The 11,951-nt window shown below is 33.5% G+C and carries 12 protein-coding genes; 4 read left to right on the top strand and 8 right to left on the bottom strand.

Going from position 1 to position 11,951, the window contains the following annotated elements; translation table 11 throughout:
• Positions 1-73 precede the first annotated feature (73 nt).
• Positions 74-1,018, bottom strand: coding sequence for an ABC transporter substrate-binding protein (locus MHH98_RS09725; RefSeq protein WP_340712695.1), 945 nt, complete (start codon positions 1,016-1,018; stop codon positions 74-76).
• A gap of 394 nt (positions 1,019-1,412) precedes the next feature.
• On the opposite strand from MHH98_RS09725, the gene MHH98_RS09720 reads away from it, so the two are divergent.
• On the top strand, positions 1,413-2,384 hold the full coding sequence (locus MHH98_RS09720; RefSeq protein ID WP_038182557.1) for a tRNA dihydrouridine synthase: 972 nt from the start codon (positions 1,413-1,415) through the stop codon (positions 2,382-2,384).
• A 491-nt stretch (positions 2,385-2,875) separates the two neighbouring features.
• On the opposite strand, the gene MHH98_RS09715 is transcribed toward MHH98_RS09720, so the two are convergent.
• The 6 genes from MHH98_RS09715 to MHH98_RS09690 form a co-directional block, all read right to left on the bottom strand.
• Positions 2,876-3,754, bottom strand: a complete 879-nt coding sequence (locus MHH98_RS09715; protein WP_076035033.1) for a hypothetical protein — start codon at positions 3,752-3,754, stop codon at positions 2,876-2,878.
• A 309-nt stretch (positions 3,755-4,063) separates the two neighbouring features.
• The gene (locus tag MHH98_RS09710) at positions 4,064-4,498 is read right to left on the bottom strand and encodes a hypothetical protein (RefSeq protein ID WP_340712693.1); all 435 of its coding nucleotides are present in this window, start codon (positions 4,496-4,498) and stop codon (positions 4,064-4,066) included.
• A 707-nt stretch (positions 4,499-5,205) separates the two neighbouring features.
• Positions 5,206-6,300, bottom strand: a complete 1,095-nt coding sequence (locus MHH98_RS09705; protein ID WP_340712691.1) for a GerAB/ArcD/ProY family transporter — start codon at positions 6,298-6,300, stop codon at positions 5,206-5,208.
• 33 nt (positions 6,301-6,333) lie between these two features.
• On the bottom strand, positions 6,334-6,570 hold the full coding sequence (locus MHH98_RS09700; protein ID WP_038182570.1) for a hypothetical protein: 237 nt from the start codon (positions 6,568-6,570) through the stop codon (positions 6,334-6,336).
• Positions 6,571-6,572: 2 nt separating this feature from the next.
• On the bottom strand, positions 6,573-7,760 hold the full coding sequence (locus tag MHH98_RS09695; RefSeq protein WP_076035031.1) for a Ger(x)C family spore germination protein: 1,188 nt from the start codon (positions 7,758-7,760) through the stop codon (positions 6,573-6,575).
• 3 nt (positions 7,761-7,763) lie between these two features.
• On the bottom strand, positions 7,764-9,383 hold the full coding sequence (locus MHH98_RS09690; protein WP_038182574.1) for a spore germination protein: 1,620 nt from the start codon (positions 9,381-9,383) through the stop codon (positions 7,764-7,766).
• A gap of 566 nt (positions 9,384-9,949) precedes the next feature.
• On the opposite strand from MHH98_RS09690, the gene MHH98_RS09685 reads away from it, so the two are divergent.
• From MHH98_RS09685 to MHH98_RS09675, 3 genes are read left to right on the top strand one after another with little or no spacing between them, the layout of a single operon-like run.
• Positions 9,950-10,315: a DUF2089 domain-containing protein gene (locus MHH98_RS09685; protein WP_340712690.1), complete on the top strand. Its 366-nt coding sequence runs from the start codon at positions 9,950-9,952 to the stop codon at positions 10,313-10,315.
• Between the two features lie 13 nt (positions 10,316-10,328).
• Entirely contained in the window at positions 10,329-10,718 is a 390-nt protein-coding gene (locus tag MHH98_RS09680; RefSeq protein WP_038182580.1) for an SHOCT-like domain-containing protein, read from the top strand.
• A gap of 10 nt (positions 10,719-10,728) precedes the next feature.
• A complete protein-coding gene (locus MHH98_RS09675; protein WP_340712689.1) occupies positions 10,729-11,010 on the top strand; it encodes a hypothetical protein in 282 nt (93 codons plus the stop codon).
• Positions 11,011-11,455: 445 nt separating this feature from the next.
• Here the strand turns inward: MHH98_RS09675 and MHH98_RS09670 are convergent, their stop codons facing one another.
• Positions 11,456-11,869, bottom strand: coding sequence for a YrvL family regulatory protein (locus MHH98_RS09670; RefSeq protein ID WP_235175699.1), 414 nt, complete (start codon positions 11,867-11,869; stop codon positions 11,456-11,458).
• Positions 11,870-11,951 lie beyond the last annotated feature (82 nt).

The following is an 11,951-nucleotide window of genomic DNA, read 5'->3' as shown; positions in this document are numbered from 1 at the left end:
TCTTTTTAAACAAATAGAAGCAAGAATAGTAAATCTATTCTCACCCCTATTTTTAACCATAATTATTTTACTTTTATTCTTCGTTTAGTAACTTAACCGTATCTTTTCCAATAGCCTCAGCTGATACTACACCTCGGTATCTTGTCCATAAATCACGATCAACTACAAAAACTTTGTCATTTTTAACAGCTTTCAAATTCTTCCAAAGAGAATTTCCTTTCCATTCATCTGTTAAAAGTTTACCTTCATTATTTGCTAAAATTAAGATATCTGGGTTAATATCAGACAACTGCTCTAAGTTCATTTCAGCATATGCTTCTTTGTTTTGTACTGCGTTTTTAAGACCTAACTTTTCAAGAAACTCTCCGTCAAATGAAGAAGACGTGTGCGCTTGAAATGAAGTATCTCTTACAACGGCTGGTAACACTGTCTGATCTTTTTCTTCTTTTAATTCATTTTTTAATTTTGCAATGGTTTTTTCATGTTCATCTAAACGTTGATTTGCTTCCTTTTCTTTTCCAACTGCTTTAGCAATCGTTTTAAATGAATCTACATTTTCTTCATATGTTGACTCACGACTCTTCAACTCAATTGTTGGAGCAATTTGTTCAAGATCTTTATAAATTTCCTTATGACGCTGATAGTCTGCGATAATCAAGTCTGGTTGCAATGAACTAATCACTTCTAAATTAGGCTGTTGACGTGTTCCAACAGAGGTATAATCTATTTTGTCTCCAACAAGCTTTTCAATCATATCTGTTTTATTATCATCAGCAATTCCGATTGGCTTCATGCCTAAACCTTGAAGTGCATCAACAAATGATAATTCAAGAACGACTATTTTTTTAGGATTTTTAGGAATGCTTGTTTTTCCTAGTTCATGCTGAACAGTCACCTTTTGCTTGTTATCTAAATTTTCTTTTGATGAATCTTGATTCGATCCGCATCCTGCTAACACTAATAATATGGATATAATAGCGTAAATAATTGCTAATTTGCCTTTTTTTATTTTCTTCATATAAGATGTATTCTCCTTTGTTGTAAGGTCATGACAACGATAATGATAATCATTTTCATTATTGAATATTATATTCTTATAGCTAATAAGTCAATATATTTATTATTTTTTTATTTAAAATGCGTGATTTTTAATAATTTTTTAACAAACAAAAAAGCTCCCCTATTTTAAGGAGCTCCAATTTTCCACTTAATTCCAATTACTAAAAAAGGTTGCTTTCTCTATAAGATAAATAAATTTTTTGCGATTTAAAGTTTTAGTTAGTCATTTTTGAAAATTCAGTATTAGTTATAGGACAGTGCAACCAACTACAAGAAATGATAATATGTATGATGAGTAAAGGATTTTGCAATAGATAAATATTGTTTTTATATGTTGCAATAGGAGGATATAAATGAATAACGAACATAATTTTTGGCTTGATTTACCGAAGCCATTTTTTATATTAGCACCGATGGAAGATGTCACAGACGTTGTGTTTCGCCACGTCATTAGTGAAGCAGCAAAACCCGACGTATTTTTTACGGAGTTTACAAATACAGAAAGTTATTGCCAATCTGACGGAAAAGATAGTATGCGTGGGCGTTTAACGTTTACGGAAGATGAACAACCTATTGTCGCTCATATTTGGGGCGATAAACCTGAGTTTTTTAAACAGATGAGTATCGATATGAAAAAACTTGGTTTTCGTGGGATTGATTTAAATATGGGCTGCCCCGCACCAAACGTTTCATCAAAAGGAAGAGGTGCTGGATTAATCCAACGTCCTGAAGTGGCAGCAGAAATTATTCAAGCAGCAAAAGCCGGTGAATTGCCAGTTAGCGTTAAAACAAGATTAGGTTATCACGACATTGACGAATGGCGCGATTGGTTAGGACATGTATTGAAACAAGATATTGCGAACCTTTCTATTCACCTTCGTTCGAAAAAAGAAATGAGTAAGGTAGATGCTCACTGGGAACTAATCCCCGAAATAAAAAAACTTCGAGATGAAATTGCTCCAAATACGTTATTAACAATTAACGGAGATATCCCTGACCGAGCAACAGGTTTAAAATTAGTAGAACAATACGGCATTGATGGCGTAATGATTGGCCGCGGCGTTTTCACGAATCCATTTGCTTTTGAAAAAGAACCTAAAGAACATAGTATGATAGAGTTTCTCAATTTATTACTTTTACAATTAGATCTTCATGATAAATATTCAAAAGAAATCGAACCTCGTCCATTTAAGCCACTTCTTCGCTTTTTCAAAATCTATACTCAGGGATTTAGAGGCTCAAGTGAACTAAGAAACCAATTGATGGATACAAAATCAACGGATGAGGTCCGTCGTTTAATACAACTATTTTTAGAATTAGACTAAGTCAAGCATGGGACACGGAGATGGGTTCCGCTTCCTACAAAAAAATTAATAATGACTAATAATCTAGTAGATGAGGCATCATTTTGACTGGTGGAATAAGCGCCCCCTGAAAGAAGGTGGGCGCTATTTGACGCTTACTTATAGCCTCATTCCCTTAACGTTGGGATAACGTGCTGTTTCAAATATTTAATCATTGCGGTTCGTTCTGCTGACAAAATAAACCCTTCGAACGGCATCCTACTTTTTTAATATATCTTTCTATATTCTTATTAAACTAATCTGCCCCTTTAGTTTAATAAGAAAAAAGAGCTGTCTGAACAGCTCAAAGATCTTCTACTAAAGCACTCCTTTTGTTGAAGAAGAACAGTAATCATTACTAAAAAATCGTTCCTACTCATGATACGTTCAACGAGATGTATCTTATTGAAGTTTTAACACTCATTATATAAAAAAATGACCTGCCTATAAGACTAGTCATTTCATGATAAAAGTTACTTACTAACTTTGATTCGCTTATTTGCACTCACATGTTTTTTAGGTATATGCAAGGTGCTTACTAAAAGTTTGGTTCCTGTTTTCTGTTTACCGATATATGCGCTAAATTTACCTTTGCTATCCGTTTTTACTTTTGCAATACGTGCACCAGCAGGATAATCATAATAAATAGAGATCCATGTATTCTTCTCTGAGTAACCTTTTATATAACTACTTCTTGAAGTTACTTTGTTTATTTTTAATTTCGCCTTTTTATAATCTTTTACTTTAATATACTTTTCTGTTCTATTTCCTGCAAAGTCTATTGCTGTAAATTTGTAGCTTCCATTTTTATAAACAACAAATGGCAGACTATGCCCTGATAATGCTTCTTCTAATGGTATATTTTTTTTATAATTATTTGGATAAATAACTGTCTTAATGCCAGATTCCGCATCTGCAACTTCTATGTTTAGCTGATAGTTACCTGTACCATACTCTAAAGAGGGTTTATTTATCGTTATTTTAGGTTTTTTCATATCTATATTTTTAATATCGATAGTTATTTTTTTGGCTTTTCCCCAGATCAATTCTTTATCTTTATCAAATATATACCAATTATACACTCCGTTTTCGGTTATTTGAATTACTGCTTTATTAGATTGTTCATTATGTAAATCATAAATATAGTTATTTCCTCCATTAGAGTTTGAGGTGTCGATAGTAACTGTAATAGGTTTATTCGTTAATTTCCTATTGCTAAAGGTAATTTTAGCATTTACTTCATTTTCTATGATTGTAGGTGAAAAACTTACAGCAAATCCTTCGCGTGGATTGCAAAATATAACCAAAGATAACATAGCTATTAGTAATAATACCTTGTACAACTTTTTCACTCTTAATCTACCCCTTTTAATTTCTTATGACATTTTCAAAAAGTCAAAGAATAAACTGAAATACAATTTAAAGACATCATATACTATTAAATTTTACCATACTACCCATTATTAATGGTAAATCACTTCTTTTTTCTTTAACCATTAATCTTTATCGTTAAATGATAATGATTATATTAAACTAACCTGTCCCTTCAGTTGAATAAAAAAAGAGCTGTTTGAACAGCTCAAAGATCTTTTACTAAGCCCCCAGAAGGATTAAAGTTCAAAATTACCTTCAAACTCTTTTTAAATATCCATATTATCCAATCAAAAATCAGAAAGCTTTTCTCCTGTTAATATTTCAAATAAATCAGTAGAATTTTCCACGTTAAGTCGAACATACTGATCAACACCTCTAACAACCTCTAATTTATCTTTATTTGGACTTATCCAAATTTCATATAACACTGCTTTTTCAGACGATTTAGGATTTTTAGATTGAAATGCAAACTTATAATCAGCAGGACGTACCATATCTACTTTGGCGTTTTTCCAATCATCCCTATTCAATATAATATCTTTCACCTTTTGAACTTGTTTATTATCAGTAATTTCTTTGAAGTCTTCATATTTATTTTCATCACCAATACGCTTTTGAACTTCTAAATATTCTCCTTCGTCTTCTTTTCCATTTGAACACCCTGTAATAACAAATAAAATCATTGCCAATGAAACAAATAAGGTCTTTATAAATAATTTCATATGAACTCCCCTTTTATTTAATAAGTCGACCTTCGTTATAAAAAATTCCATTTCATGCGTCAACAGTATATGTCTTACTAAAGAGTTAGCGGCATGAATTTAAGGAGTTGATACGTGAGGTAACAAATTCCTTGTTCAACTAATCTACCTTTTTAGTTGAATAAGAAAAAGGTACTACTCAAAAATCCCCTACTAAAGAACCCGTTTATTTAAGTGCATTTTTTCACAAAAATGAACTACATCCTTCTAAACTCATTGCCAAAAACTCACTAAATTTCACTAAACCACCACCCAATAAGAATTCCAACGTAATAAATACACATCCCCTTTTTTTGTGAATTACTTTCCTAACCTGCTACATAATTAATGTACAACTCTTCGCAATTTCTATTATATTTTAACATAAATATCCAATTATCTTCAGAGAAAGTCTACTACAAAATGGTCCTTTTGTTTAACAATGATACATACCACTCTTCGAACCTACCCCTTTAGTTGAATAAAAAAAAGAGCTGTCTTAACAGCTCTACGCTCTTCTACTTAAGCACCCGTTAGTACAATAAGTTCAATAAAATATAACGTTAACCTTCTTAGTTCAAGAATCATAGATTTTGTACAGCAAATAAGAAATCCCACTCCTACATGTACAAAAAATATCGGATTCTTTAAGGAATCCGTTAGTTCAAGAATCATCTATTTGCTTATTTCTATCCCGTTCTTTTTCTTATTGCATATACGACTACCAACAAAAGAGGTAAAAAAAGTCCGATTGATAATGTTAAGGAATTACCCGTTGTACTGTCCCAATGTTGTTGGTACATGACATTTGGATAAATCACGAGAGAAAGGACAACTGCAATCATGCCTAACGGTAATGTTAAAGGGCGGTAATCTTTCAAATTCAGAATTTGTGCCATCCCTAAAACGGAAGCGTAAAAATAAAGGGTCGTCTTAAAATAGAGGGTGATAACCCAAAGTGAAGCCATTAATCCCTCAATACGCTGTACAAAATTCCCGATATTTATCTTTTTGGTCAATTCATAGCTTGGATAAATCTCACTTGCAGTTTTGTCAACACCTAATACCGTAACGCACAAAATTGTAATAACTATGATGACAATGCCGCCTATTAAGTTTCCAATTAAAAAAGATTTTTTAGCTTGTTTCATTTTGTTAATAACGGAAGGAAAAATCATTAAGAGAACAATGGCATCAACTGAAGATACTATGACATAAAAAATAGATGATTGAACAATCTTTTTTGTCCCCATCTCATATACAGGCTGTATGTTTTCAAACTTTATTTCAGGTGAAATAAACACCACTAAAATAAATAAAATGACGAAGAACACGACAATTAAGATTTCTGCAGTACGAGCGAAGGTTTCCAATCCAAGACGGACTCCCATCACCACAATCCCCGCCATAAGAATATTAAGGACTACCATTGGAGTATTTGGCATCATATGGATATTTAAGAATAGCCCAAAATAATACAAAAGTTCTGAAGCAAAAAAAAGGGACGTGATTACAAACAAAGCAGAAAAGACTTTACCTATCCATCTTCCAAATAGTTTTTCAATGATTTGGACATAGGTTAGGTGAGGGAACCAATGTGCTATAGTGATGAATAGCCATATGATTAATAAACCGATTCCCGTACCAATTATAGCGGCAATCCAGGCGTCTTGCTTCGCGTCGGTTGCTAATGCTGATGGTACAGTTAAGATGCTCGTACCAATCGTAAATAAAATAACTAAAACTAGAAATTGGTACGGATTTATTTTAACGTCTTGCATCATTTCATATCATACCTTCCCCTCTACACTGTTCTTTTATTTCAACAAAAGAGAAATAACATCATCCAGCGGTTTAAAAATAAAAGTGAGTAAATCAAATGGATTTGGAATAGGTTTTTTAAATCCAAAAAGTGTAATACTTAGACCTACCCCAATTGCAAGAAGAATTGAAAATACAAATAACTCTTTTTTATATTTTTTTTCTAAGAGAGGTGGAACTTCAATCCATAGAATGACTGCAGCAATTACGAGTATTCCAATACTTTTTATCATAATTATTCTACCTCTATCTCATCTAAAAATGAATTACCTTCTGTACCAGTATGCACAATTTTTACGTCAACTTTAACATTCGCCGTCATCTCAGGAAATTCCTCATCCCACTGCTTTTTAATCTTTTTCCATTCTTTCGGATTAGATCGATGAATGGCTTCACCAAATCCAAATATGTCTGACTTAAATTGTTTTTGTATCGTTTCAATGGTCATATTAAAAATCTCTTCCATCTTATTTTCAGTATTCTTCTCTAGCTTAACAATTGTTTCTTGATCATTAAGATTAATTTGACACTCTACTTCCCCAACATTTCCTTTTACTTTAATATTGACATCCACTTCAGGCTTACCTTTGTTTATTTTTCCTTTTATTTTAGAATCGAATTGAATAATCTCTAAAGTGGCTTTCCCCTCATCAGGACAAGATATAGCAGTTACAGTATTTTGCACTTCGTTGACGATGCCATTATACCCTCTGCTTTGCCGTTCAGTTAACCAGCCTACCAGTTTATCTTTTTTAAACACCGCTAATTCATCATATTTAATTTGCGCAGAAGGAGTAATCGATTCCACATTCTGTTTGCTTGATCCCATTTTTTCCCCGGTTACTAGAATCCCTGTTAATACGGCTTCCTTTCCATCAATTGTAAGATTGGCTATCAACTCATCTAATAAAAAGCCGTTCGTTGCAGCCCAGAAAACTTCTGACGTTTTAAGCGTGTTAAACATATGATTGGCGGGTATATTTTCAATCGTTGTTGTGACATTCAGTACTTCCCCTGCGGTCATATCCTTAGCAATAACAACAAAGAAATCAGATCGAAGTTCCCAATCTCTTGACAGAAAATCTAAGGATTCGGCTATACCTTCTTCAGCTAAATCCTCACCAAGCACAAGCGTTCGAAGATGTCCAGGATATATTTTCCGAGGCGAGTTCTTTGTGATTTTTCGAAGGGCTTCATATACCGTTTCTCCGTTTGCCTGAAACAGGGTGACTGGTGAACGCCCAGTACTTGTTTTCGCCGATATTTCCGAAGGAACAACCACTTGAGCAGTTACTTGGTATTCATCTTCTACTTTATCGATTCCTATTGCCAACGTAATGCCAAGCTCATTTAATTCCCTCCGGTCCCAACACCCCGTAAGAAAGAGACTGAGAATCAGAAGAACAAACATGCACTTTTTCATCGTTTAAACCCCTTCATGCTCCTTGTTTTTTGATGTTTCTGGTTTTGCAGCGGCTGAATCTTGTTGCCTAACGATATTTTGTTGATTGATTAGACGGGGTCGAGTAAACATTTTCCATATAGGAAAGCGAATAAACGTATCCTTTTGATCAGAAAGATTAAATGGAGCAAGTGGAGACATATATGGCACTCCAAAAGAACGCAAACTGCATAAATGCAGAAGTAGAGCAATTAAACCAATCGTTATTCCTAATAAACCAAAAGAAGCAGCTATTGCCATAAACCCAAAGCGTAGTATCCTGGCAGAGATAGCTAAGTCGTAAGTTGGAGAAACGAAACTAGCAATGGCTGTTATTGAAACCACGATTACCATCGCAGCAGAGATCATGCCTGCTTCAACCGCTGCTGTTCCAATTACAAATGCCCCTACAATAGACATGGCTGAACCGATGCTTCGTGGCATTCTTAATCCTGCTTCACGCAAGATTTCAAAGGTGATTTCCATTATAATTGCTTCAACAAATGCCGGAAATGGGACACCTTCTCGTTGGGCTGCCAGACTAATAAGGAGTGCCGGCGGTAGCATTACATGATTAAAAGTTGTGACCGCAATAAATAATGCAGGTGCAAGCAATGCAATCGTGAATGCAAAAAAGCGAAGGAGACGAATAAGACTCGCAATATCCGCACGCTGATAGTAGTCTTCCGAAGATTGAAAAAATTGAACGAATAATGCTGGAACAATTAGGACAAATGGTGTTCCATCTACAAAAATGGCTATGCGTCCTTCTAATAATGCTGCAGCTACTACATCCGAACGTTCCGTATTAAATATAGTTGGAAAAGGTGAGTATGGTGTATCCTGAATCAATTCCTCAATATTTCCACTTTCAAGAATTCCATCAATATCTATTTTATCTAAACGCAAACGGACTTCTTTCACTATTTTGTCGTTTGCAATTCCGTTAATATACATCATGGCAACATTCGTTTTCGTCCGTTTTCCAATAACTTTTGATTCCATCCAAAGATTTGGGTCTTTAAGTCTTCTACGAACTAAAGCTGTATTTACACGCAAATTTTCGGAGAATCCCTCTCGCGGTCCTCTTACTACCACCTGGGCTGTTGCTTCCGTTACTCCACGCTCAACCCAATACCTATTGGAAATGATTAAACCTTGGGCATATCCATCGATTAAAATAATCGTATCCCCCGATAAAAGTCCAGTAAAAAGCACTTCAAAATTAGTTAGTTCTTTAATTTCTCCTACTGTCATGGCAAAATCTTTTAATACGGTAATAAGATTTTGTTCAGGAGATAGCTTTTCCTGTAATTCGGTCTCTTTAAAATCGAGCATGAGCGTTTCCAAAATGAAATTTTGTAATGCGGTTGTATCAGTTAATCCATCTGTATAGATAATACCGGCTTTAATAGTTCCTTCTTCTCCAATTCGAATTTCTCGAATGATAATATCCGAGCTTTTTCCTATGGAATCTTTTATTATTTGTATATTTTCTTGAAGATTTGCTTTTAATTCGTTTGTTGAACTTGTCGTCATCATTTGGCTAGCTGAAATAGAATTGGAATGTATTTTAGAATTACTTTTCTTTTTGAAAAAGCCCATACACTACCTCATTTACTGTTTGTTTTTTTGCGTATTTATATTTAATTTTGTTTATTACTTTGCCAATTAGGAAAATATTGTTGATCCGTTAACTTTTCTATTAAACCTGTTGATGAGATATAGATTCTCATTTTCTTTAGCATAAGGAAACTCCTTTTAGCGAAAAAGTCTGAAAACACATATAATCAGTTCAGATTTTTTAAATCATACTACATTTAATAAATAGCAGGATGTTTTCGGCATATCTTCTAATTTATGGACAAAAATGAACGAAAAAATACACTTCCAAAATATACCTATTAAAAAGTTACTGCAATGATTAATAAAATTTACCTCTAAGTCTAAGTAATCGTGCTCATTTTGTAACTGGGTATTTTCATCAAGAGAAATGTCTACAATCCATCATGGTAAATACTGAAATGAACAACGAAAACGAATAATTAATAATATTAAACATAAAATTAATATAATTATATTTTTTCAACAAAAAAATTAATTTTATTATTTATATTTTTGATTTCTCGTTATATAATATAATCGAATCAACTAAAAGGAAGGGTTTCATTATGGCTTATAAAGTAATCACAAATTGTCCTGTCTGCAGTAAAACATTGAAAATTACAAAGTTGCAGTGCTCTCATTGTCACACTACGATTGAAAATGAGTTTGAATTATCTAAGCTGGCATCCTTATCAAAGGATCAGCTTCATTTTGTGGAAGTATTTTTAACATGCAGAGGAAATATCAAAGAAGTTGAAAAGGATCTGGGGATTTCATATCCAACAGTTCGAGGTAAGCTAACGGACATCATTTCATCCCTTGGATATGTGCAGAAGAAGAAAAATGAAGTAGAAGAGAAAAAAGTTGTCACCATGTTGGAAAATGGCGAAATCACACCAGAAGAAGCCATTAAGCTCTTAAAAGAGGAATAGGGAGGAATTTATCATGAAAGAGGAAATTACAAGAGTGTTAACAATGGTTCAAGAAGGGAAGATTGATGCAGATAAGGGATCAGAACTGATTCAAGTATTAAAAGAGAAAGAAGAAACAGGTAATAAGCTTCTTGAAAAACCGACTAAGTATTTAGATAAAACATTAAAAATTCGTGTTGTATCAGCCGAAAATGATAACGTCACTGTCAATTTGCCTATAAAACTTGTCAAGGTAGTATTAATGGCTGGACACAGCATCGCAGCGAGTATTCCTCAATCGGAAAAATACGTTAAAGATATTGACATAAGCCTAATTATTGAAGCAATCGAAAACGAATTAGATGGCCAAATTGTTGATATTAAATCGGCAAACGGGGATACCGTTTCTGTCATCATTGATTAGTGATTTGCTTATGATGTATGTAAAAGTGAAAGCAACAGACGTTCGGTTTACCATCCCAATTCCATATGCTATTTTAAACATTGTTATTTCAATTTTGTCTTCAAAATTTTTTCAGCAAAATGCAAACAAATGGACAAAAGAACACTTCGAAAGAAAAAAACTGGACTTTACCTTTCCACTAATAGACAAAAAAACGCTAAAGCCTATCGTCAAGGAACTGAAAAATTATAAAGGGATCGTGCTAGTAGATGTCAAAGCTAAGGACGGTACTGAGGTTAAGGTTAGACTATAATTTATTATTGAATACACTGACCACTGACTGGTATTTTGAAAAAAAGCCTAGTTTCTTGCTTACATTACCGAGAAAATTAGGCTTTGACTACTTTATTACAGCCACTATTGCAGAAAAAAGAGAGTTCGTCTTCAATAAAGGCGTCCCCTACAGTTTGATAAAAGAGTAGCTGAGAAGTTTGTCTAGTAAAGTAACTTCCCATACTTCTACATCTTTATTGACTTGCTCTGAATATTGATAGCATATTGTACGCAACTCAATGTTCTTCAAGTAAAGCACAGGTTAGTTCAAGAACAATTACTCATCTCTTTCGTAAATGTGATAAAAATAAGGCCCTGCCCCGTTAGTTGAATAAAAAAAAGAGCTGTTAAGACAGCTCAAAAATCTTCTACTAAAGCACCCGTTACTTTAAGTGTAATTTTTCACAAGCCTTGCGTTAGATAGCTTATTTCTTAGAATTATATCTATTTCCTATTCCCTTAAATTCTTCACTGTCAATCATCGGAGGTTCATCATCTTTCTCTTTTAATATCAAACCGAAAAGTCCAGAAATCAATGCAAATATGAGTGAACCCTGCCAAGTAATCGCAATATTCGCCATGAAGGTATCGAGTAATTGAATTAACTCAAAAGTAAGACCCGTATTCAAAATAAATGACAACCATCCCTTACTTGATTGAATTATACCGACAGATTTCAAAGCTTTTGGTATCGCATTTGTAATGAGTGAGAGAGGTATTTCAAGGAATACATACATAATAAAGAAAAATATTAAAGCACCAATTGAATCATAATGAAATCCAAGTAATCTTAAAAATATGTATTCAAAAAAAGTAATACCAAGCAGAATTATTAGCACAATAGACGTACAAATTACTATTGTTTTAATTTTATTTATTATAAACGTACCTCCTTACTATTCTGTCCGTTAGCTTAAGTCC

The sequence above is a fragment of the Viridibacillus sp. FSL H8-0110 genome, from assembly GCF_038003565.1.
GTDB lineage: Bacteria > Bacillota > Bacilli > Bacillales_A > Planococcaceae > Viridibacillus > Viridibacillus arenosi.
This window is presented reverse-complemented; position numbering and strand designations above follow the sequence as displayed.

What these genes read in the sequence shown, in the direction of transcription:
- MHH98_RS09710 (WP_340712693.1), bottom strand. Translation starts at nt 4,498, where the DNA reads ATGAAATTATTTATAAAGACCTTATTTGTTTCATTGGCAATGATTTTA.
- MHH98_RS09720 (WP_038182557.1), top strand. Translation starts at nt 1,413, where the DNA reads ATGAATAACGAACATAATTTTTGGCTTGATTTACCGAAGCCATTTTTT.
- MHH98_RS09690 (WP_038182574.1), bottom strand. Translation starts at nt 9,383, where the DNA reads ATGGGCTTTTTCAAAAAGAAAAGTAATTCTAAAATACATTCCAATTCT.
- MHH98_RS09705 (WP_340712691.1), bottom strand. Translation starts at nt 6,300, where the DNA reads ATGATGCAAGACGTTAAAATAAATCCGTACCAATTTCTAGTTTTAGTT.
- MHH98_RS09725 (WP_340712695.1), bottom strand. Translation starts at nt 1,018, where the DNA reads ATGAAGAAAATAAAAAAAGGCAAATTAGCAATTATTTACGCTATTATA.
- MHH98_RS09675 (WP_340712689.1), top strand. Translation starts at nt 10,729, where the DNA reads ATGATGTATGTAAAAGTGAAAGCAACAGACGTTCGGTTTACCATCCCA.
- MHH98_RS09700 (WP_038182570.1), bottom strand. Translation starts at nt 6,570, where the DNA reads ATGATAAAAAGTATTGGAATACTCGTAATTGCTGCAGTCATTCTATGG.
- MHH98_RS09695 (WP_076035031.1), bottom strand. Translation starts at nt 7,760, where the DNA reads ATGAAAAAGTGCATGTTTGTTCTTCTGATTCTCAGTCTCTTTCTTACG.
- MHH98_RS09685 (WP_340712690.1), top strand. Translation starts at nt 9,950, where the DNA reads ATGGCTTATAAAGTAATCACAAATTGTCCTGTCTGCAGTAAAACATTG.
- MHH98_RS09680 (WP_038182580.1), top strand. Translation starts at nt 10,329, where the DNA reads ATGAAAGAGGAAATTACAAGAGTGTTAACAATGGTTCAAGAAGGGAAG.